The 23361-nt window shown below is 63.0% G+C and carries 13 protein-coding genes; 3 read left to right on the top strand and 10 right to left on the bottom strand.

Annotation, left to right across the window (positions count from 1 at the left end):
* Window positions 1-99 precede the first annotated feature (99 nt).
* The 7 genes from OKA04_RS18230 to OKA04_RS18200 all read right to left on the bottom strand — a co-directional run bounded on the left by OKA04_RS18230 (window position 100) and on the right by OKA04_RS18200 (window position 13509).
* Window positions 100-1245, bottom strand: a complete 1146-nt coding sequence (locus OKA04_RS18230; protein WP_264502635.1) for a substrate-binding domain-containing protein — start codon at window positions 1243-1245, stop codon at window positions 100-102.
* A gap of 35 nt (window positions 1246-1280) precedes the next feature.
* Window positions 1281-2516, bottom strand: a complete 1236-nt coding sequence (locus tag OKA04_RS18225; RefSeq protein WP_264502634.1) for an amylo-alpha-1,6-glucosidase — start codon at window positions 2514-2516, stop codon at window positions 1281-1283.
* A 37-nt stretch (window positions 2517-2553) separates the two neighbouring features.
* The gene (locus OKA04_RS18220) at window positions 2554-5811 is read right to left on the bottom strand and encodes a pilus assembly PilX N-terminal domain-containing protein (RefSeq protein WP_264502633.1); all 3258 of its coding nucleotides are present in this window, start codon (window positions 5809-5811) and stop codon (window positions 2554-2556) included.
* 45 nt (window positions 5812-5856) lie between these two features.
* The gene (locus OKA04_RS18215; protein WP_264502632.1) at window positions 5857-7026 is read right to left on the bottom strand and encodes a M60 family metallopeptidase; all 1170 of its coding nucleotides are present in this window, start codon (window positions 7024-7026) and stop codon (window positions 5857-5859) included.
* A gap of 24 nt (window positions 7027-7050) precedes the next feature.
* Window positions 7051-8868: a family 20 glycosylhydrolase gene (locus OKA04_RS18210; RefSeq protein WP_264502631.1), complete on the bottom strand. Its 1818-nt coding sequence runs from the start codon at window positions 8866-8868 to the stop codon at window positions 7051-7053.
* A 105-nt stretch (window positions 8869-8973) separates the two neighbouring features.
* On the bottom strand, window positions 8974-12786 hold the full coding sequence (locus OKA04_RS18205) for a hypothetical protein (RefSeq protein ID WP_264502630.1): 3813 nt from the start codon (window positions 12784-12786) through the stop codon (window positions 8974-8976).
* Between the two features lie 54 nt (window positions 12787-12840).
* Window positions 12841-13509 carry a hypothetical protein gene (locus tag OKA04_RS18200; RefSeq protein ID WP_264502629.1) on the bottom strand — a complete coding sequence of 223 codons (669 nt, stop codon included), beginning with the start codon at window positions 13507-13509 and terminating at the stop codon, window positions 12841-12843.
* A gap of 539 nt (window positions 13510-14048) precedes the next feature.
* On the opposite strand from OKA04_RS18200, the gene OKA04_RS18195 reads away from it, so the two are divergent.
* The 3 genes from OKA04_RS18195 (at window position 14049) to OKA04_RS24785 (ending at window position 21134) form a co-directional block, all read left to right on the top strand.
* Entirely contained in the window at window positions 14049-19553 is a 5505-nt protein-coding gene (locus tag OKA04_RS18195; RefSeq protein WP_264502628.1) for a beta strand repeat-containing protein, read from the top strand.
* A 445-nt stretch (window positions 19554-19998) separates the two neighbouring features.
* A complete protein-coding gene (locus tag OKA04_RS18190) occupies window positions 19999-20928 on the top strand; it encodes a hypothetical protein (RefSeq protein WP_264502627.1) in 930 nt (309 codons plus the stop codon).
* Entirely contained in the window at window positions 20925-21134 is a 210-nt protein-coding gene (locus OKA04_RS24785) for a hypothetical protein (RefSeq protein ID WP_425503696.1), read from the top strand. Before OKA04_RS18190 ends, OKA04_RS24785 begins: the two co-directional genes overlap by 4 nt.
* Here OKA04_RS24785 and OKA04_RS18185 read toward each other — a convergent pair.
* From OKA04_RS18185 to OKA04_RS18175, 3 genes are all read right to left on the bottom strand, one after another.
* The gene (locus tag OKA04_RS18185; RefSeq protein ID WP_264502626.1) at window positions 21131-21277 is read right to left on the bottom strand and encodes a hypothetical protein; all 147 of its coding nucleotides are present in this window, start codon (window positions 21275-21277) and stop codon (window positions 21131-21133) included. The genes OKA04_RS24785 and OKA04_RS18185 overlap by 4 nt on opposite strands.
* Window positions 21278-21347: 70 nt before the next feature.
* Window positions 21348-21983 (bottom strand): hypothetical protein, encoded by a 636-nt coding sequence (locus OKA04_RS18180; protein WP_264502625.1) that lies wholly within the window; start codon window positions 21981-21983, stop codon window positions 21348-21350.
* Window positions 21984-22195: 212 nt separating this feature from the next.
* Window positions 22196-23176, bottom strand: coding sequence for an IS630 family transposase (locus tag OKA04_RS18175; protein ID WP_264502624.1), 981 nt, complete (start codon window positions 23174-23176; stop codon window positions 22196-22198).
* Window positions 23177-23361 lie beyond the last annotated feature (185 nt).

The raw sequence follows: 23361 nt of genomic DNA, 5'->3' as shown, positions 1-23361 counted from the left end.
CGGACCGGGGGATATCGGGAGATCATGGTGGGGTGCCGCGGCGAGGATACCTCCGCGAGCACGGCGGAAGATGTACCATCGTGGTACAATTCCGGACTCTCACTTGCCTGCGGGCCGCTTCGCCTTCGGGAGATACCAGTCCGGGGGCGGGCCGCCGGCGGTCTCGCCATCGATGAATTCCGGCATGATCACGCAATGGCGCTGGGAGGTCTTGATCCCCGCCCGGATGGAGCGCTTCAGGAGCTGGGCCATGCCGCGGCCGAGTGCCTCGCCATCCATGCTATACCGCGCCACGGACGGGATCGCTTCCGAGAGCAGCCGCGCATCCATCCGCGAGATCACGGCAGCATGCGTGGGTACCGGAAAGCCTCTCCGCGTCAAGTGGCCCACCGTCGCGGGCGCGTGATTCGGGAAGGCAACGAAGAATGCGGTGGGGACCGGTTGGCCGAGGAGCAGTCCGTCGAGCACGTGGCAGAGCCCGGCCACCGTGTCGTCATAGATCGCGAGCTCGGCCCAGGCACCGGCAGCCGTGGCGGCGGCGATGAATGCCTTCGCGCTCGCACGATCCCCCGCGGTGGCATTCTCCACGGAAAGGAAGACCATGCGCCGGTGCTTCCGCGCGGCGAAGACCCCGGCGGCGTGGCGGCTGACCGCTTCCAGATTGAACTCCGCATGTGAAAGCGCGATGCCGCCGAACATGCCACCGAGCACGACCGCCGGGATGCCCGATGCGGCGAACCAGGTCTGCACCTCGCGGGTCGAGCGATACAGCACCCAGCCCGCGGTGTCCGGTTGCGAAGTGATCTTCCTCAGCGCGGTGTCCGGGTGCTTCAGCCGCCAGAGGCCGGGATGATACTCGAACTCGAGGTGAAGGCCCGACCTGCCCAGCGACTCGGACATCACCTGGAAGATGCTTTGCGTGAGCGTTGTGAGGACGAACCTCGGCTGCGGGCTGAGAATGCGGACGATCTTCCCGGTGGCGGGAATCTTGGAAGAGCGCTTCGGAGGCTTCTGGGCAGCGATGCGATACCTGCCGCCACGTCCGCCGGAGGTGATGGTGCCGTCCTCGACCAGCACGGCGGAGGCGCGGCGCAGTGTGCCGCGGCTGACCCCGAGCTCGCGACAAAGCTCGGCCTCGGATGGCAGGACCTGGTCCCATGCACCGTCGCGGATGCGTTGGCGCAGGCACTCGGTCACCTGGTCGGTGAGCGTGAGACGGATCGGCAGGGGGTCGGAGGATGCCATCAACGCAACAATACCGTTGGACCGCTCGATTGCTGTCAGATGAATAGCGGATGCTCCCGGCCCTCGACCACCTCGATCATGTCTTGGAGAAGCAGATTCCATCCCACGAATCCACCTTCGCGCCCCGTGGCGGACTGATCCGCGGAGGGTGCCAGCGGACGGCCCGTCTCGGCGTCGTAGTTTTCGTGCAGCGACCCGCAGAATTCGATGTCGTCGAGGTAGAGCCGGCACAGGCGATCGACGAGTTCCTCCGCTTCATCGGCGAAGCCGTAGCGGACGAGCGCGGTGAAATAGAAGTAATTCACGATCGGCCAGATAGGTCCCTGCCAGTTCGAGTGCGGGTCGATCATGTTGACATTGTTGTAGTCGGGATCCCTGGCGGAGAGGCTGCGGAGTCCGTGGGGAGAGAGCAGGTGATCGGCATTCCAGAGGTAGCGCCGGATCATCTCTCTCGCATGCACGCGGGGCACCAGACCGGCCCAGAGTGGGACAAAATTCGAGTAGGAGACGCGACGTCGCCAAGTGCCATCGCGCAGGTCCATGGTCCAGAAGCTGACATCGTCCGGACTCCACAGGTGCTTCATCATGGCTGCGGAGAGCTTGGATGCCATGGTCGCGAAGCGGCGCGCGTCTTCCGCATGTCCCAGCCGGTCGGCGAGCCGGGAAAGGGCTTCGTATTCCCGATACTGGAAGGCATTCACGTCGGCGGCGGCCATCTTTCGCCGGGCCTCCGGGTCATTGGTGACCGCCACGTTGTTGTCGGCACCGGAGGACATGGCATCCTCCCAGGCATAGAGGCCGGTAGCCGCATCCCGATGGCTCGCCTCGCGGCGGGTGACGATGCGGACGATCTCATCATAATGAGGTACGAGCCACGAGTCATCGCCGCCGAGCCTGCCGGCCAGCTCCGCGCCTTGGGCGAGGAAGGGCTTCAGCCGCAGCGAGGGGAGGCGGGCGCGGACGCCTTCCGTGGAGATGCAGGCAGCCACGTCGCCATCCGGCAGCACGGAGTTCAGCACGTTCAGCGTCCAGTATTTCAGATACTCGGGGCGTGCCGGGTCGCGCGAGGCGAGGTGGCAGGAGATGAAGAATCCATCCCAGTCCCACTGCTGTTCATAGAAGCCTCCGGGAATGCAGTAGGGGTAGCGGATGAAGCCGCGCGCGGGCATGATGACCTGCGGGCGCAGGCGATCCAGATGACGGACGACCTCCCGGCGTGCGTCGTGGCGTGTGGTGGATGTTTGGCGGGGAGGGGCTTGCTGGAGTTCCATGGACTTGTGGTGACCTCGAAAGAAAAGGGGGAAATGGCTAGGACTCCGCGCCGGTGAGCCAGCGGAAGTGGACGACCCGATAGCGTCGTCCCCAGGTTTCGTTGAGCGGTTGCCGGGGCGGGTAGGCGTCGGGGCTCTCGCTGCCATCCAGATACCCGGGCAGGCGTTGCACCACGGCCTCGCACCAGGCGCGGGCACCCACTTCGCCGGTGGAAGTACGAGATTCACCGTAGCCGCGGATGCGGAAGGTATCGCCGCGGACGACCAGATTCGGCCCGAGGGGATCGAGCAGGTCACCCTGCATCAGCCAGCCGGGGGTGCCCGCCGCGGTGCCCAGCGCGCTGGCCTCGGGGAAGGCCATCGCGGCGCCGCCGGGGCTGGGCGACCCGGGCAGCCCGGCGTCCCTCACCTCGTCATTCAGCCCCGCGTCGTCGATGGCCGTCTGGAGTGCGCCGGACAGCCCCAACTTGGGATCGCGGTCGAGCCTCCGGTTCACGAACTCCGCCATGCTGAGGAATGGCCCGCGCAATCGCACCTGCTCTACGATCTTCACCGCGAGCTCCCGGAGCTGTTCGTCATCCAGATCCCGATAGCCAGTGTAGTGGCTTTGAAGGTCATCCGATCCAGCGTCGGCGGCACCGCCGAGCACCACATCCGTGCGGGAAAAGAGCGCGCCAGCCGACTCCGCCTCGTCGCCATTCGTGCCGCTACCCGGTTTCAGGCGGGTGATGGAGCGGCCGTGGGTGGAGGCGAGCAGCGCATGCCAGGCGTCCACCGAGGTGGAGTTCACGTTGAAGCCTCCTTCCAGCATCAGGTGCGCGGCGATCCGGCGATAAGCGTCGATCCTCGGCTCCGTGGCTCCGCTGGACTCGAAGATCTCGCCGTGGATCTCATCCGCGTCCCGGTCATCCAGCCACGGGGTGAAGCGCGGGTTCAGCAGCGCCTTCTCACCCGCGATGAAACTGCGCCATGCCTGCGCCATGCTTTCGCTGGACTGGAAGCGTCCGGCATTCCGCGGCGCGAGCGAGGAGAAGAAATAGTGGTCCCACAGTGCTTCATTGCCGAGGTAGCGGTGGTCGAGCAGATCCCCGCTAACCGACTTGTCCGCGGGTAGCAGCGGGTGGGCGTAGGAATTCGCTATCGCCTGGTCGGCGTAGGGCGGGGAGGCGACGTTCACGTTGTGATTCCACACCGTGGCGCGGATGGTCGAGGCACTGTCGCCGGTTCCCGCGTGGCGCAATTGTGCGAGGGAAGTGAGCGGAACGGTCGGGATGGACGCCGCGAGCACGTGCGTCTGGCCGTTCCCCGGACCTGTGCCCGAGCCGGTGTAGCCGTGGTTCGCCCCGGCGGGGTGCCCGGCGTGGGTGATCTGCAGCACGTCCGAGTCAAAGCTGGTGACGGGCTCGAGGCGGTAGTCGAAGCGCTCGTTGACGAAGGACGTGTGATCGCCGCGCATCTTGGAAGACAGGCGCATGATGCCGGAGCTGAGGAAGGCGCTGATCGGATTCGTGCTGTCCTCCGCGGTCTTCAGTTCCATGATGAAGGCGGCGAAGGGCTGCTTTTTCCCGATGATCTGGCTGAAGGAACGGGTGGGGATGCTGGCGGGATCCAGCCCCGGCATCCAGGAGATGAACTTCGTGTCGCTGGTGGCCAGGATCTCGCCACGATGTTCATAGTAGGGGACCTCGCGCGAGGTGTCGTAGATCCAGAAGTCGAGGTACTGGGAGAAGTTGTTCCCCGTGCCGGTCTGCGCGACCTCGGTGGGTGAGAGCCCCACGGAGATGCGGTCGCTGGCCCGTCCGCGGACCTTTGCCTTGTTCGGTCCGATCTGGTCGCCCGAGATGCCACCCTCGAATTCGATGCCGGGGTGATACTCCTTCGTGCCCCTGCGGATGGAGAAGGTCAGCGTCTCGCCGGGACCCATGGAAAACTGGCTGCCCGCGGCGTGATTGTAGAAGGGAGACTGGGTGAAATAGCCTGCCGAGATCATGTCCTCAAGCGTGGGCGAGCCGATCGGGCTGCCATTGATGCGCCAGTCGAATTTCAGCGGCAGGCGCTTGTGGAACTTGGCGAAGAAGGTCGTGTTCGCGGGGAAGACGATGCGGGCGTCGAAAGGATTCCACAGCGTCACGTAGATGTCCGCCATCATCTGCAGCGTGTAGGGCTGCTGCGGGTTGTTCTCGCTGCGGGCGGAGTAGGAGAAGAGATACACCACCTTTGCCACGCGCGGGAAACGGAAGCCGCCGCCGGCGTCGCCGTAGTCGGTGCCGGAGTCCGCCTTGTGCCAGTCGATCAGCGGCGAGTGCGGACTGATGCGAGGCTCGTCGCCGCTGAAGTGAGTGTCCTTGTAGAGATTGTAGTAGGTGTGGAGATGATTCCAGCGCGCACCCAGCGCCATGCCGGCCTGCCCATAGAGGTAGGCTTCCTGGCTGCCGGTGCTGGACGAGCCCTCCCACTTGCCGAAGCCGGTGATCTTGTCGGCAGGCAGCTCGAAGAGGGTGTTCAGGTCGTGTTTGATGCCGCCGTTCCGTGCATCCGTCAGAAGCGAGCGGGAGTAGGTGGTGAAGTCGCGGTCATGGGGTTCCGGCCACTTGTTTGCCGCGAGTCCGAGCTGCGCGGGTGTGACGATCGTCGTGATGCTCTCCGCCGCTGGATCGAATCCTTCGACTCCGGGAAGCCTCTCGGGTGAATTCCGCGCGGCACTGTGGCGGGCCACCGTGCGGTCGCCCGGTGTGGTGGCAGGGACGTCCGGCAAGTCGGCGCGGGCCTTCAGCGACTCGTCTTCAGTCCACCATCCGAGGCGGCCGTCCCCGGGCAGGGTGAGCAGTGGCACACGCACTTCCTTTGCTCCGGAGGCCTTTCGCATTGCCACGGATTCGCCGGGGATCTCGCGCAGGGCGTCACCCACTTCGGGCGTGTCGTGGTCATCGGTGACGAGCCATCCGGAGAAGTCCGCATCGCGGTCGCCGGGCGTGGTCCCGCCGTCCGTGCGCCACACGCCGCACCAGCGTTCGTTCGCGACGGCGTCACCGGGATCGAGGATGGCGGCGGGCGCGGTGACCCTGCGATCCGGGCCGGTGTGCTTCTGGAGTTGGGCGATCGCGAGGCCGAGGGCCAGGCGCGCATTCGCCTTTGCCTCCGCCATGGCATCGCCACGCGTCGAGCTTCGCAGCGAGACCGCGGACAGGCTGATGGTGCCGACCGCGATGATGGTGATCAGCATCATCATCACCAGCGTGGTCACGAGGGCAAAGCCGCTCCCGGTCCGGCGATCAATCTCGAGTCGCGATTTCATGGAATGATGAGGCTTGGAATGGCGGGGTGAGGACTGCCCGCGGGATCACGGAATGGTGCGGCGGGTCTTCAGGATGGCATCGCGCTTGCCGGGGACGTGGAGCGAGGCCTCGATGGTCTTGCTCGATGCGACCTTCACGGGCGTGCCGGTGTATCGGGCGGGAGCGGAGCCATCGATGGAGTAGCGCACCTCCGTCTTCGGCAGATCGCTGAAGATGCTGAAGATCGTCACCGACTCCTTCCCGGGCTGCGGACGGATGGCGAGGCTGAGGGGATCGAGGTTGATGCCGCCTTTCGTGAATTCACGGGCAAAGTCCGCATTCACCCGCTTCACCACGGAGGCGAGGCGATGCTTCTTCGTGAGGGTTGCGACGTCCTCGTCCGTCACCGGCATGCGCCAGCGCTGGAATTCCGGCACGAGATTCTCGCCGCAGAAGGCGGAAAGCAGCGCGCAAACCATCTGCATGCGGATCGGATCCTCCGTGGACTCCGGGGCACGTCCATCGGCGTCCTCCTCGATGACCTGGTAGGCGCGGAACCACTTCTTGTAAACATCCCACCCGTAGAGGCGGACGAAGTGGAGGTGGAAGGCATGCAGCGCATCCACGTCCATCGCGGTCCATGGCTGGCTTCCCGCGAGGTATTCCTCCCCTTTGTTCAGGTAGAAGTTGTCGTTGAAGGCACGCCCGGTCTGCATGCCGCCGGGGCCGAACTCGATGCGATACGGTGCCTCATCCGTGAGAAGACACTCCACGGCATAGGAGAGCTTGATGTTCGCGAAGGTCTCGCCGCCGGCGCTGGGGGTGATGTACCATCTGCCGTGGTTGCGGGCGTCGAAGACGTGGCCCATCTCGTGCAGCACGCCGAATTCCACCTTGTCCTTCGTGAAGTCGGTGAGGAGACCCGGCACGAAGTTCCAGTCGATGTTCACGCCGTCGAGTCCCGCCGTGCCCCACGCACCGAGATCGCGATAGCCGCGCAGCGTCATCGGCGGGCGATGGTTCGTGAGCTCGGCCATCGTCAGGTAGGTGGAGTCGAGGAAGGGGATGAAGTCCTTGCGTTCTCCGAGGAGCGCCCAGTCGTCCTTGCGGAAGCTGACCGAGACATGCTTGCCCTTCCTCTCCTCGGTGCGTTCCTTCTCCTGGGCGGCAGAGTGCGATATCGGAAGGGCGGCGAGCGCCATGGCCCAGAGGGCGGATTGTTTGAGCGTGACCATCACGTGGAGGGGATGCAGGTCGATTCAGCGCTTCGCATCGGCTTCGCTGCGGAACCACGCGCCGAGCAGGGGGCCGGTCTGCTTGCCGCGGCGGTCGAAGAGACCGGCCCGGAGGAAGACGGTGCGGTCGATGGCCAAGGGCGCTTCGTAGTCCTTCCACCCGGAATTCGGCAAGGTGTTGTCGAGCGTGTAGCGGATCGTGAAGCCCTCCTTCCGCGAGGTGAGCCGGACGGTGATCGGCTCGCTGAAGGTGTTCTCGTCGCGGGTGAATTTCCCATCCACCTCCATGGCGATGGGGTGGACGATGAGGTCCAGCTTTGCGTCGGTCTTCTCCCAGCGTTGGCGGAAGGACGCGTAGTCGCCTGTCGCGCCGCTCCGGTCCCAGCAACGCTCGGCGACGATCGCGAGCCGCTCGCGCATGCTCTGGATCTCGATGGCTTCCGAATTCTCCCAAGAGGTGAGCTGTGCGCCGATGAGCTTCGAGGTGTCCTCGAGATGCGTGTATTCCTCTGAGTTCTCCCGACCGAAGAGGCTGGGATTCCACGCGTGGAGAAATTCGGGCGACTTCTTGTTGTCGCGGACGATGTAGAGCGGCGTCCACGTGGTATTGACGATTGAGTAGCCGCTGCTCGCGATGTCCACCGGGTTGCGCCCCTGCGACCACACCACTACCACCGCGTCCTTTGGCAAGGGGTAGGGACCTCCGGGATTCCAGCCTTCTTCCCAGACGAGGGTCTTCTTCCCGCGCTTCGTGACGATGGAGTGCAGGTGATTGACGAACTTGCAGTAGAGATCGTGCGGTGTCTTCAGGGTTGGGTCCTTCTTGAGCGCGTCGCGATACTCCGGTGTCTCCTCCAGGCCCGCGAGGCTCACCTCGTCCGCACCGATGTGGACGTAGGGTCCGCTCTGGAAGACGTCCATCACTTCATTCAGCAGCGCCTCGACCGCCTCGCAGGTCTTCGGATTTGCGATGTGGACGGTGGAGCCGTTGCCAGGCATCGCGAAGTCGCGTGGCTCGTTGGCGATCAGCCGGCCCGAGTGGCCGGGCAGGTCGATCTCGGGAATGATGAGCACCCCGTGTTCTCGCGCGAAGCGGTCCAAATCGACGAGTTCCTCCCGGCTGTAGGGCTCGCTCTTTTCCTGGGCGGCGGGCTCGAAGCGCGCGAACTCAGCATTCGTCTTGCCCGCCTTCGAGAAGCGCTTCGATGGGAACATGAAGAGCTGGTCATCCGACAGGTGGAGGTGCAGGTAGCGGATCTTGTAGAAGCGGCAAAGCTGCACAACCTGCTTGATGCCGCCGACGCTGTGGTATTTCCGCCCGAGGTCGATCATCGCGGAGCGGAAGGCGAGGTCCGGCTGGTCGGAGATCTGCACGCGGGGCAGGGACGCCTTGCCCGGTTCCTCGTGGCGCAGGAGTTGCAGCAGCGTCACGGTCGCGGAAGCGAGCGCCTGATAGTTGCCGGCGCGGATCTCGGCCTGCTCGTCGATCTTCACGGTGTAGGCCTCGCCCTTCAGCGCGGGATCGAGATGTAGCGAGATGTCCCCGGCCCGCGATGGCATGGCGGATGCCGCGGGCGTGATGCCGCAAAGCGTGGAGATCTCGCGGGAGAGGATTGCAGCCAGTGGTGAGAGCTCCGGATTGGAGCAGACGATGCGGGTGGCAGGAGAGAGCGCGAACTCGCCTTGCGCGGGGACGAGCGTTTTGACCGGAGGGATGAGATGGATGCCAGCGGCAGCCGGACGAGCTTCCTCGGCGAAGGAGGTGAGCGGCACGATGGCGGCGACGATGGGCAAGAGGGCGGCGCGGAGAGAAACCGACGGGCGATGAGAGGTGGAGATCATGGGTGCTTGGATAGCCGGATGGTGTGAAACGGCGGCTGCGATCGACCGGTCCCGGGAGAGGTCGTGCGGGACCGGTCGATGCCTCGTCTGGATCGCGTTCGAAGCTCAGGGTCCCTCAACGCGCAGCCGGACGAACAGCCTGGGGGCGGAAACTTTCGGAATGGTCACGGTGACGGTATCGGCGTTGGCACCCGGAGTGATGGACGTGGAGGAATTCGAGCCATTCGCGATGGTCCACTCGCTTCCGAGATCATTATTGAACTCCACGATTGGCTCGACTCCCGATGACTCGTGGGTGCGGGTGAAGGTGAAGGTCACCGAGGTGCCGGAGTCGGCGATCACCGGCAGCATCGCCAGCGAGGCCGCGCCGGAGTTGGCGGGATTCGGCTCACCACCGAGGATGAATTCCAGCCCGTTGGCCAGGCCGTCGTCATCGGGGTCAGCGTCGAATGACGCATCGCCACCGGTGAGGCCCTTCGCACCGGCCCACGTTTCGTAGGCGCTGCCGGTCTCGACTTGGCCACGCACGATCTGCACGGCGCAGATGCCGGTATTGTTGAATGGACCGTTCGGATTGGTGATCGCCACGGTGAAGTTCGGATCATTGAGCCCGGTGAAGACCGTCACGTTCGTCGGGCCGTTGAGGGAGCCCGTTTCCATCACATAGCCGATGGATGCCCACGCGCTGGAGGTCTCCGGTGCTCCGGCCCGGATCATGCGCTGGGCGAGATCGTCCACGGATCCGGTGATCGAGACCTGAGCCTGGCTGCTGCCGTTTTGTCCGTAATACACGATCACCGAGTAGCCGCCGCCCTGGTAGTTGGCGGGCACGCCGGAGAAGGTGATGCTGGTTCCTTGCGCCGAGTAGGCGTTCAGCAGTTTGCCATTCGGATCGCTGCCGGAGTATGCGTGGAACCAACTGTTGGCTCCGCCGATATTCGTCCAATTGGTCACGGAGGTTCCGGTGGCCGCTCCGGAATTGTCGGTCAGGCTGAGCGGCACCGCACCTGAGCCTTGGCCACTGCCGGTATGGTTGTTCCAGTTCGATTGCGCGGTGGCGGGAATTCCTGCGATCTCCTCGGGAGCGAGCGAGTCATTGGTCGAACCGCCGAAGCCGTTGTCGTAGTTCCAGCCGATGCTCTCCAGGGTGGTGCCGGCGGACGCCGTTGTGGTGAAACTCCACTGCGGACCCGTCGAGGTGCCGAAGCTGTTCACAGCTTCCACCTTCCAGAGATAGGCTGTTTCGCCTGCCAATTGGATGGCACCGGACCAGTTGCTCGCGGTGACGGTCGCGGTGGGCGACGCGGGCTCGGGGTCGGCGGCCTTCCAGAGGAAGACCCGATAGGAGGTGGCTCCGGTGGAGTTCGCCCAATCAAGCGTGACCACGCGTGAAACATTCGCAGCCAGATTCGCAGGCGACGGTTGGCTGGGCGCGCTAGGGGAGGCTCCGGTCGTGAAGGTCCAGACGGGACCGTCCGTCGTCCCGGTGGTATTCGAAGTGACGACCTGCCACGAGTAGGCGGTGCCAAGTTGCAGCGGGCTGGCCGGCGTGTAGCCGGGTTCGCTGGATGTATGCGTCGGCTGTGCCGGGCGGGTGCCGGAGGCTGGCCACAGGTAGAAGCGATACTGCGAAGCACGTGCTGCCGTGGACCAGGTGAAGGAAGTGCCGGGCGCGATGGCAGTGGCTCCGCTCGCAGGCGATGGCGACCCGGCGGCATCCGGTGCGCCCTGTGCGCCGGTGGTGAAGGACCACACGGGACCCGAGGTCGGGCCCGCGTCATTCAGCGCGACCACCCGCCAGTGATAGGTGCTGCTGAAGTCCAGTGGCGACGCCGGATCATAGCTCGCGACCGAGGAAGTGCCGGTCGGCGTCGTGGGCTCGGTGGTGCCGTCTTTCCACAGGTGGATCTGGTAGCTCGTGGCGCGAAGGGATGACCGCCATGAAAGGTGCGGCGTATTCGCGAGATCAGAAGCTCCGCTGGCAGGTGCGGGCTGGGAAGGTGTGGAGGGCGTCGCTTCTTCCTGGATGATCTGCACAGCATGGAAGCCGTTGTTGCCGGAGGTGCCGATGCTCGTCAGGCGCAGGCTGAAGGCCGCGTCATTGAGCCCGCTGAAGACCGTGTAGTTGCTCGGGCCGCCATGGCTGCCGGTTTCCTGCACGTAGCCTGCGGCCTCCCACGTGGTGCCATTCGCCGAGGAGCCCGCGGTGATGGTGCGCGAGATGGCGTCGTCCGCATTTCCGGTGAGGGCAAGCGTTGCGGAGCGGCTGGTGTCCTGGCCGTAATAGACGACCACTGAGTAGCCGGTGTCCGTGTAGGATGGCGGGATATTCGTGAAGGTCAGCTCGGCATCCCGGCAGGCGTAGGAATTCATCAGCCGGCCATTCGCGTCCGTGCCTGCATAGTCTTGGTGCCAGCTATTGCTCGCGCCATGGTGGATCCAGGTTGAAAGCGTGATGCCGCTGGGATTTCCCTCGTTGTCCATCATGGCGAAGGGCACGTCGCCGGGGCCTTGGCCGGAGCCGCGGTGGTTGTTCCAGTTCCGCTGGCCGTAGCCCGGTGCTCCCGCGCCGTCGTAGTCCTCGAGCACGCCATTCGGGTCGTAGTCGTTGTGGTAGTTCCAACCGACGCTGGGGCGGCCAACCGGAACGAAGTCCGATGTGGTGAAGGACCACACGGGGCCCTCGGTACGGCCGTTCGAATTCACCGTCACCACCTGCCACTGGTAGGTCGTGGATGGCTCCAACATCGCGGGGAACGTGTAGCCGATCTGCGGGCTCACCGCGGTGGGCGTGGCCGGCTTCGTATCTGTCCAGAGGTAGAACTCATAGGTCGAGGTGCGATCCGCGTAGTTCCAGTCAAAGATGGTGTCCGCGGGAACGTTCGTGGAATTCTCCACCGGAAAGGGAAACTCCGCGACCGCCGGTGCCGCCGCGCTGCCGGTGGAAAAACTCCAGTCCGGGCTCTCCGCATTGCCCTCGGAGCCCACCGCCACCACATACCAGAGATAGTAGGTGTTCGCAGCGAGCGGGGTCGTGACCGTATAGGAGGTAGAGGTGACCGTGGCGGTGGGCGTCGTGGGACGTGGTTGGCCATCCAGCCAGAGAAAGACCCGGTAGGAATTCGCGCGCAGGGAGCGATCCCACGTGAGCACCGGGTTCAACGCCGTTTCCGACATGAAGTCGAAGGGGAAGTTCCCCGCAGGCTCGGCAGGTGCGCCGCTCTCCTTTACGATCTGCACGGCCGTGATGCCGTTGTTGTTCGCGCCATTCACGCTCTCCAGCGAGAGCGTGAAATCCGGATCGCTCAGTCCGGAGATGACCGTGTAGTTCGACGGTCCGGTGTGGCTGTCGTCCTGCTCCACGAATCCCATGGAGAAGTAGGAGGTGCCATTGCCCGGGATGCCCGTGGTCACGGATCGCTCCTTGTCGTCGGAGATCGAGCCTTTTACTTTCACCATCGATTCCCGCGAAAGCTCCGTCTGGGCGTAATAGACGACCACCGAGTAGCCGGAGTCCTGATAGGTCGCCGGGACATTGGAAAACTTGATCGAGGGATTCCGGCACGCGAAAGCATTCATCATCCTGCCATTCGCATCTGCGCCCTCGTAGGAGTGGTGCCAGCTATGGCTCTCGCTGTGGGTCCATGCGGTGACGGAGGTGCCCGTGCTGCTTCCGCTGTTGTCCACCAGAGCGAAGGGAACGGTGCCGGGATTCTGATACTCGCCACCCACGTGGTTGTTCCAGTTGAGCTGGGCATAGGGCCCGGCACCGGCCAGATCGGTCGGCACCAGCCCGTCATTTGTCGAGGCCTCGTGGCCGTTGTCGAAGTTCCAGCCTATGGATTCCAGCGCGTGGAGCTGGGTGCAGGAAGCGGCTGCCAGAATGATCAGCCAGGGGATTTTTCGTGATCGGTTCATGGGAAGGGGATGGATGTGGAGATGGGGGAAACGGGAGGGAGGGAATCGTGCGGATCAGTTTCCTGCGGTGGCGGACTCGGGCATGTCCGCGAGACTGCGGACGCGGGGCTTGCCGGTGCGGAGGTCGGGGTAGATGAGGACCACGGTGCGGAGGTCCTTCGCCACCGGCCAGTAGGTGGAGTTGAAGGGCTTCAGCGCGCCTTTCACTTCCTGGAACATCTCGATCTCGATCTTGTCGCCCTCCGCCTTGCCCACGGGGCTCTTGAAGTAGGACGAGCGACCGGGATCGAGGCGGATGCGCTGCTTGTCGAAGCGCACGGCCACCGGTGCCACCGTGGCATTGATCATGAAGCGATCGCCCGCCGCGAAGCGCGACGCATCATCCGCCACGGGCAGGATCTTCCACTGGCCCTTCTTGTCCGAGAGGACGAGCAGCAGGAAGCTGCCGGACTCTCCCGCGGGGAGTTTGAAAGTTTCCTTCGACGCGAAGCTCGCCGAACTGGCCGTATAGGTGCCCGGTGCGAGCTTGGCCAGCGTGCCGAATTGATTCACCTGCACGCCGAGTGTCTGGGTTGCTTCAGCGTCCTCGCGCTTCATGGAAAGCTCCACGGCGGGGACGGGCAGATCGAAGGCCAGCGTGCGCACCGAGACCGTGGACGCGTCCTGAGCAGGGGCGGTGCCCGCAATGGACAGGAGGACGAGGAAGAGATGGCGGAACATCATGTTAGAAGATGTGATCGGGGAAGGGGGGTGATGGATCTGCCGTGATCCACCGACGATCCATAGCGACGGACGTTACCCGAGGAAGAAGCCCGGTTGCCGGTGGAGGTGTACAATTGATGTACAACCAAGACCCTGAACGGGGCGGGTGTCCTTCTCTGAGATTGATCTATCAGTCTTCGGATTCCTCGGTGAGATCCGGGTCTGACTCCCATGGTGAAGAGATATCGAGACACCGGAGAACGGCCGTGACGGAGCTGCTCGCGGCCACAGCGTCCAGGTGGGCAAATGCCGTCCTTGGTTAGGAGGTCAATCCGAGGCGTTAGGAAAAGGGTAGGCCGAAAGTGCGGTGCCAACCTTCTCGCAAGCTCGGGCAAGCAACGTTTCATCAGGCATGCAAGTGCAGGGTGATTCCCAAATCCTGCCAAAATTCGCCATGACAGGAAATGACCTGCCGGAGCGATCTGCGAAACACAAAGTCGTATGACTGCCTGAAAGAATCTCGGGCATTTTGTTAACTAACCCAAACGAACCCAAGACTCGTGAAACTCCCTTCCTCATGCCTCCCGCTGGCCCCGGCGGCGCGTCTTTCGTTGTTAACCACGGCCCTGACCCTGGCCGTCCAATCCGCCCCTCTCACGTGGAATTCCGCGGGCCCCTCCAATGACTGGAGCACCGCCGCGGGCAATGGAAACTGGAACCCCGGTGGCGTCGTCTGGACTCAGAATGCGGACGCGGTCTTCGACGGCAGTTCCGGCACGCCGGAGTCGATCAATGTGACGACGAACAACATCGTCAATGACATCACCTTCGGCGTCTCCGGCTTCAGCATCAGCAGCGCGGGTGCTGGACAGCTCATCCTTTCGAACGATCTCGCGAGCACCTTTACGGTGATGAATGCTGCCGACACCGCCACCATCGGCGAGACGCTGGCGAACAACACGGGCACCGCCAGTTCGCTGACGAAGGCCGGCGCGGGCACCCTGAATCTCAATGGCGCGGCGGGGAGCAGCTACTCCGGCGGCACCACCATCAACGCGGGCACTCTTATCGCCAGCCACGAGGGCTCCCTCGGCGTGGGCCCGGTGGTGAACAACGCGACGCTCAATCTCAACAAGGCCAACGTCACCTTCACCGGCATCAGCACCGCGCTCAGCGGCGCGGGAACCGTGAATGTCACGGCGCTCGGCACCGTCGCGAATTCGGTGATGCTGAATGGCGACCACTCGAACTTCACCGGTACCTGGAACATCGGTGTAGGCGCCACCGCAGGAGCCGGCCGCGTCTGGATGAATGGCCCTGACAACGCAGCCGCCACCATCAACGTGTTGCCACACGCCACCTTCTTCTCCACGGCTGGCATCCACCATGCCGCGATCACCCTGGGCGGCGGAGACACGGGCGAATCTCTCGGGCAGTTCCGTCTGGATACCGCGGGCAATACCTGGACCGGCCCCATCACCCTCGCAGGCGAGATGACGGGAGCGGGCGACGGCATCGTCGGCACGAATGCCGGACCCGTTTACATGACCGGCATCATCTCGGAGAGCGGCGGATCGCGCCCGCTTACGAAGGTCGGTGGCGGCACCTTGGTGCTCTCGGGAAACAACTCCTACTCCGGCGCGACCCGCATCATGGGCGGCAATATCAGCGTCGCCTCGATCAACAACTCCGGCGCATCCGGCCCGCTCGGCACGAATGCCCTCATCTCCCTCGGCACCGGTGGCACCGCAGGCACCCTGCTCTACACTGGCACGGGTGAGACGACCAACCGCACCTTCGACCTCGGCGGCACCAGCGGCACCGGTGGCATCAACCACTCCGGCACCGGCCTGCTGAAGATCACCGGCAATGTCACCGCGAGCGGACTCGGCAGCAGGGCGCTCTCCCTGAACGGCTCCACCGCTGGCACGGGTGAAATTTCCGGCCAAATCCAGGACAATACCACCACGGGCTCCACCACCCTTGGCGCGAATTTCGCTGCGGCCGCCACCACCATCACGCTGGCCTCGGTCGATGGCATCACGGTCGGCGCTGCCATCTCCGGCACGGGCATCGCCTCCGGCACCACCGTGACCGCGATCAATACCGGCACGCGTGTCGTCACCGTGACCCCGGCCACCTCGGGAGCCGGCACTGCCGGCGCCATCATCACCGTGGCGGGAGTGGTCAACCGCACCTCGGTGGTCAAAAACAACGGCACCGGCCTCTGGACGCTCTCCGGCAACAACACCTTCACCGGCAACGTGACGGTGAATACCGGCGACCTGGTCATCACGAGCGCGGCCGCACTCGGCGTGGGACCGAAGTCCGTGACGGTGGTCCCCACGGCGAATCCCGCCAGCCTCAGCTCGCTGGTGCTGGATGGCACCGGCGGCGATATCTCGTTGTCCCCGGATTTCTCCTTCTTCACCAGCTACGATGGCAATGCCGTCATCGTCGGCACGCCCCTCCCGGGCGAAGGTGCCATCATCAACAAGGCGGGCAACAACACCATCGCTGGCAGCATCGTCGCGACCACCGGCGGCGGCGGCACCACTTTCCTCTCAAGTGCAGGTCACCTCAGCCTGACCGGCACCCTCTCCTCGAATGTGGCCAACCGGGGCTTCAATTTCCGCGGGGCATCGACCGGCTCCGTCTCCGGTCCCATCACCGACGGCACGAACCCGGTGAACGTCTTCAAGGACGGCGGTCTCGGCATCTGGACCCTTTCCGGCAGCAATACGAACACCGGCAGCACCACCGTCACTGAAGGCACGCTCCGTCTCGACTACTCCGTCCACAATGACTCGAAGCTCTCCGACGGTGCGCTGAACATGAATGGCGGCACGATCGATCTCTCCGGCGGCAGCCACGACGAGATCGTCTCTTCCACCAACCTCGCCCCGGGCAAGACCAGCTACATCACGCGTAGCAGCGGAAACTCCACCATCCAGCTCCGCAACGTGACGGCCAATGCAGGTTCCTCGCTGGTCCTCGGCGCGAGCGGCATCGCCAAGACGGACAACTACAACATCAACGGCATCCTTCCATGGGCGCGCGTGATGGTCGCCGGCAAGCCGGTGCTCGCCACAAATGCCACGGATGACTTCGACGGCCCCATCGTTCCCTACGCCGGTGGCTACTCCGACATCACCCGTCTGGGGCCGAGCTCCATCCCGGACAATGCCGGCGCCATCGTCCGCATCGTGAATGGCGGCACCACGGGCAATATCACGCTAGCCAATTCCCCGCTGACGCACATTGGCTTCCTGCAGATGGATGCTTCCGCGGGTTCCGCGACCATCTCGCCCGCGAATGCCTCCGACGTGCTCATGGTGGGCGAAGGCACCGGCGGATACATCTGGCAGGCACCCGCGGCTGGCAGCCTCGTGCTCGGTAGCGCTGTGAACCAAGGACAGGTCACCACGCTCTACAACACGCTGAACCTGACCAATGACAGCGCGGCAAACCCGCTGGTGGTGAATTCCATCATCGCCGACAACGGCACCGACTCGATCAGTCTCACAACCGGCGGTGGCAACTCGATCGTCCTGAACGGCGACAATACCTTCACCGGCTCCCTGAACGCCGGTGCCGGGCTGCTGACGCTGACCGGGGCCAATACCTTCGACGGAACGCTGACCGTGAACAACGGCGCGACCGTGGTGCTCTCCGGCAACAACACCGGCCGCCCCGCTGCCTCCGCCAGCCGCACCGTCATCAACTCCGGCGGCGTGCTGCAACTGCAGGCCAACGCGGGCAACACCGTCTCCGGCATCTCCTCGGCTCTCTCCGTGGAGCGCACCGCCCTGCAACCGCTGATCCTGAACTCCGGTGGCATTCTCCAGCTCCGCTCGGAGGCCCCCGTCACCTTCGCCGGCGGCAATGCCATCGGCGGCATGGGTAGCGCGAACGTCACCTTCGACGTGAACAACCTCGGCACCGGCACGGGCAATGTCCTGACCATCGCTCCCACCGGCTACGACGTGAACACCACCACGGTGAACGTGACCGGCGGCAACGGCTACTCGCTGGCCACCGGCCCGATCAACAACGTCTCCGGCGGCGGTACTCTGACCCTAAACCCGACCTCGGCGAACTATCTGGTCGGCGGCTACACGGCCAATGCCACCTTCTCCACCAACGTCGTGCTCTCCGGCACGGCGGCGGGAAACCAGGTGACCGGCCCGATCAACAATCCGGGCACCTCCGGTGCGACCACCCTCATCAAGAACGGCACCAGCACCTGGCTGCTCTCTGGTGGTAGCAACTACACTGGCAACACGACGATCTCCGAGGGCACGCTGAAGGCAGGCAATGCGGCGGCATTCGGCGTCAGCCCGCTGCTGACCGTGAACGGCACCGGCGTGCTCGACTTGAATGGTTTCAACGCCTCCTTCAACAACGTGGCCGGCGGAGCGATCACGGCATCCATCACGGACACCAGCGCGGGCGCAGGCACCACCACCCTCTCTGCACCGGGTCTGGGCAATACCATCGTCACCCGCATCCTCAATGGCCCGTCGAAAGCGGTGCGAGTCCTGATCCGGAATGCGAACAGCGGCGTCACGCCCTTCGGGCTCGACGTTCCGAACACCTTCGCCGGTGGACTCGTGCTGGCGAATGGCACATCCTCCGGCACGCGTCTCCGCATCACGGGCACCCCCGTGACGAATGGACCAGCCGGAGCGATCGTCAGCAGCCCCTGGGGCACCGGCCCCATCATCATCGGTGAGACCGCCACGGACAAGGCAGGCATCCTGCTGGACACGATGAACGGCTACACGGTGGCGAATGCCATCACCTTCAATACTGCGCTGGGGACCGATCAGCCGGGCATCCGATTGGATACCTCGGGCCACACTTTCTCCGGCACCATCACGGCGAGTCTTTCCCGCGCGCTCTTCACCAATACCGGCTCGGCTCGCCTGACCGGCAAGGTGACGGGACCGCTCGGCTTTGAGCTGAATCCCTCCACCGTGGCCATCACGCTGGCGAACCAGACCGCGAGCGCGAATGACTACGCGGGCGACACCACCATCGGCGCAGGCACCACCCTGGTCATCGGCGCGCCGAACCAGATTCCGAACGGTGCATCGAAGGGCAGCGTCACGAACAACGGCACGCTAAACCTCGCCGGACACAGCGACACCATCAACGGGCTGAATGGAAGCGGCCTCGTCACCGCCAGCAGCGCCGCCACCCTGACCATCGGCGACAACAACACCTCGGCCACCTTCACCGGCTCGACCGGCGGTGCGCTCGGCATCACGAAGACCGGCAGCGGCTTCCAGACCATCACCGGAGCCATCGGCCACCAGGGCGACACCACCGTCTCCCAAGGCACGCTGGCCATCAACGTCGCCTCGACCTTTGCCGATGGCGCGGACGTTCGTCTCCAGACCGGTGGCATGCTGATCCTCACGGCGGCGGGCACGGACGTGGTCGACCAATTGTTCATCAATGGAGCACCGCAGGCCGTAGGCAAGTGGGGCCGCCCCGGATCGGTCGCCTCGCTCGGAGCCGACTTCGAGACCCCGCTGATCAGCGGCGAGGGCCTGCTCAGCGTGACGAGTGCGAATGCTGCATCCCCGTATGCCACGTGGATCGACTCCTTCTTCCCCGGAGTCACCGACCCGGCCATCATCGGCCAGACCGCGGACCCGGACAAGGACGGCGTGGACAACCTCACCGAGTTCGCCTTCGGGGGCCACCCGAACAACGGCAGCATCCGGGTGAAGATCTACTCCTTCGCCGTCGATAGCGATTTCGACGGAGATACCAACAAGGAGCTGATCCTCACCGCCGCCATCCGCACCGGAGCCGGATCCTTTGGCACCGGCTCTCCATCCACGGCCGCCTCCGTGGCCGACGGGATCACCTACTCCATCCAGGGCAGCACCAATCTGAATGGCTTCCCCGCCACGGTGAATCCAGTGCCGACCGCCATCACCACCGACCTGCCACCCGCAGGCAGCGGCTACAGCTATCGCAGCTTCAGCCTCGGCGGCTCGAATGGTCTGCCCGGCAAGGGCTTCCTCCGCGCCACGGTCACAGCCCCGTGATACCATGGCGAGATAGATCCATCTAACAGCCCAAAGGCGGCCATCCCCGGTATTCACCATGCTCCGGGGGTGGTCGCTTTCTTTGGGCAGAGAGGTTGATATAAGATCAGAGGGCGTGCTCCCCGAAAATTGAATCGTCTGCAATGAGAGTCCCCGGCGCCTGCCGGGTTCGACTCTCATCATGAAAAGAAAACGACACACCCGGAACAGATCGAGGGCTTCAACTCCTGCTCCCGAGACGAGTTCCTCAACCTCGAAGTCCTCGGCTGCCTAGAGCATTTCACTTTGAATTGTAGCCACCGCACGGGCATCGGACAAAGAAAGATCGAACCGCGAAATCCCGCGAAATTTTCTGAATCGGGATTTTCTTCCTGCCTTTAGATTTGGCGCTTTTTTGGGCGATAATATACTTGCCTCAGTAAATGGATGAGGGCATATTGCATGGGTGGATGCCGCTGATTTCTGTTCTGTCGAAAAATACCAAAGGGCTACTCCCGCAATTGGACCAAGCTTTGGTCCAATTCGCGAAGCGTTTAACGCTTTCATCGGCAACATGGCGAGAGTTCACACGCTAGCGTATATGCCGCCTCTAATAGCTGGCTCAACCATTGCTTGGGAGAGGTGCGATTGCCTCGCTCTGGCCGAGCTACACAAGTCCGAAGATTATCCCCTCATATCCGGATTTAATGATCTGCGACTCAGGCCAGAAGCTCCTGAGTTCAACCAGGCGGTTTACGATCATAAGGAACAACTCCGAGTAATTTACATGAATGACATGTCCAAGAGGTTGCTGGCTGGAGATCCAAGTCCCGCAACCTTGAATCAAGTGGCTCTTGGGGTTCTTATGGATACTGGGGACCAGAGAATGATCGATGGACTGCAAGCGGTATTGCAGGCAGTTGTGGTCGAAACTTGGACCTCCTTTGAAATGCTTGTTGAGATGGTTTGGGATGGCGCGTGTCAGCTAAAGCCGGGGTTTGAAGCTGGCATCATGATGAACAAACACCGAAAAGATCCGGTTCTTGGTGTGGATCGCAAAACGGGATTCAGGACGCTTGATGGAATGCGGTTCACATACGAACTAGGATTCTCGAAAAGCCCCAAGATCATGGGGATAATGGATGATTTGCGACTGTTGGCTCTTCAATCGGTCCGGAACATTTTTGTTCATAAGCGGGGATTTGTGGACGATGAGTTTATAAAACGTCAGTCTATTTTAGCAAATGAAGCTTGCTTCGCACCATTCGTTTCGCTGCTCGAAAAGGAGCCAATAAAATTGACCGGTTCTTCCGTTAGAGAACATAAAAATCCTGCCATAGACCTCGCAATTGACCTTGTGTGCGAGGTGGATTTATGGCTTACTGACAACCCATGAACGCTTTGGAAAAGCTACCCGAACTGGAAGAGGTTTGCCCCTCTTGCATGGGGCGCTGTGGCACCTACGATTCAGAGCGTGACTCATGCACCGATTGCGAGACTTGCCACGGTTCTGGGTTCGTTCCCACTGAGACAGGAAAGAAGATCCTCGCTCTAGTGCGGCACAATCACCGCGTGAAGGTGAGTGCCGAAATTCTCGGTTAAGCCTTCCGCTTGGCGTCTTTCTTCGCACGCCATTCCTTGTCGCGCTTGTCCACTTCGCTCTTTGGCGTGCTGACTACCTGCGCCGCCAGCGCTCGCATCTTCTCGAATGCGGACGGCTCTTTCTCTGTTGGTTGGTCTGGCATGATCGTAGGCTAGCGCCGTTTTGGCAGAACGACAATAATTCGGTATTTATGCATTTTGGGGGAAGACCCATCAGGGCCACTGTACCAAATCTTCCTCTTCTGGATAGCTCAGCGGCAATTCGGCCCGTGGGTCTGCTGGGTATTTCGAGTAACTGAACACCTTTTCGTCAATCCAAGGGATCTCCGTTTTGAATCCCGCCTCTCCAACGTGGAAGCATGTCCAAGTGTGAAAGTCGGACAAATCGAGTGAGCGAGGTTCAGTCCTCCGCATCACGAGCAGCTTGCCCTTGCTCCGGTCGAAAACGATCCGGTGATGCTGTCGCGCTTTGGGTCCCGTGTCCCGGATCGTGAGAGCTAGAACGGTGGCCTTGGGATTAGCCGTCATGAACTTCATAAGCTCTTCGTGAATGGCTTTCTCGGAGGCGCTTGTCTTGAATGAGACCTCAGCTTGAGCATACGGGGATTCTTTCTTCTCTGGCTCAGGCTTAGGCGGCCAGATCTCGCGCCTCATGGCCTCCGAAAGTAGATCCGCTTTGATCGTGGTTGCTCCGGATTCGTGAGTGATTCCGATCTCTGCGGGAGAAACCCGCGTGATTGTGACTGCTCTGTATTCCTTGCCGGAAGGAAGACGGAGGGAATCCATCTTGGCTCCCTGCATGCCAAAAGCTGGGGAGATCAGTGAGAGCGCGAGAAGAAAACGGTTCATGAACTTGGAGCGGGTGTTGAACCGCTCCAAGTCGCCGGGGAGTTGAGAAGCCGCTTAGACACGACTGCCCCGGCCTTTGGCCCCGATTGAGAGCCTATTGCATAGCCGTGGCCTCCCCGACGTTGTCGGGGCTGTCTAAGTCGGGTTCTCACACCCGGACCGCTGGTCGGCGGACAGAACGCTTCTAGACCCATTGCCAAAATAAATTGCCGTTAATCCGAGTGCGTCCGGCAGACCGAACGCAGCAGATCCGGTTGATCCAGCAGGGCGCGGATCGAGTCGTAGATCTTGTCTCCCAGCTCCTTGCCGCTCTTCGTCAGGTATCCTGCCAGGTAGTGGCCCTTGAGGTGCTGCCACAGCCTCTCGATCGGATTGAAGTCAGGGCTGTAGGGTGGCAGGTAGACAGGCTCGATGTGATGCCATTCCAAGCCCTTGGCCCGGTGCCAGCTGGCATTGTCGAGCACCAGGACCACCCGCCTGCCTTTCTTCCGGGGGACCTCTGCAGCCATCGTGTCCAGGAATGCCTGGAACACCTGCGTGTCGCAGTGCGGCACGATGAGGCTGACCAACTGGCCGCTCTGTGGGTTGACCGCCCCGACGACGTTCTGCCGGACATGACCGCCGAAGTATCCCTGCGTGGGGCGGGTTCCCCGCTTCACCCATTTGGCACGCGGACGGGGATCTCCCTCGAATCCCGCTTCGTCGCCGAAGAAGACATCGGCCTTCCTGTCGTCCAGCAGGTCGAGGAGTTCCCCGGCAAAGGTTTCACGCTGGATTTCCCATGCTTCGCGGTCGGGCGGCTCCGGCATCTTGCGCGGGATGCGGCGGGCGTAATTGTGCTCATGGAGATAGCGCACCAGCGTGCGGTAGGAGAGCTCGATGCTTTTTTCCTCCCGCAGCCAGCCGCAGAGCTTGGTGAGCGTCCAGTGGCTCTGTTGGGCGAGCGAGGGATCGTCGACGACGGTCAGGATGTCGCTCACGACTTGCGCCGGTTGCATCTTGCGGGGCCTGCCGGTGTGAGGCCGGTAGGTCAGGCCGTCGATGCCCATCGAATTGAAGCGGGAGATCCACAGGCGGAGCGTGCGCTCCTTCACGCGGCTGTTGCGCAGGACCAGTTCGAAGGAACCGCCGACGAGGAGCAGGTGGATGGCGTTGAGCCTGCGGAATGCCTTTCCGTCCGGTCCACAATCCATGGCCGTCTCCAGCTCCTCGATGGGGCAGGTGTCAGGATTGGGAAGCTGGTGGGGCCTAGAGATTGCGGAGCATGGAATGGCTCAAACGTTCGTACAAGTCAATACCTGCGATAACTGCAATTTATTTTGGCAATGGGTCTAGATCAAGACCGCGCAGGGTTCAAGTCTTCCGTTTCATTCCCCGG

Source organism: Luteolibacter flavescens, assembly GCF_025950085.1.
Classification (GTDB): Bacteria; Verrucomicrobiota; Verrucomicrobiia; order Verrucomicrobiales; family Akkermansiaceae; genus Haloferula; species Haloferula flavescens.
This window is presented reverse-complemented; position numbering and strand designations above follow the sequence as displayed.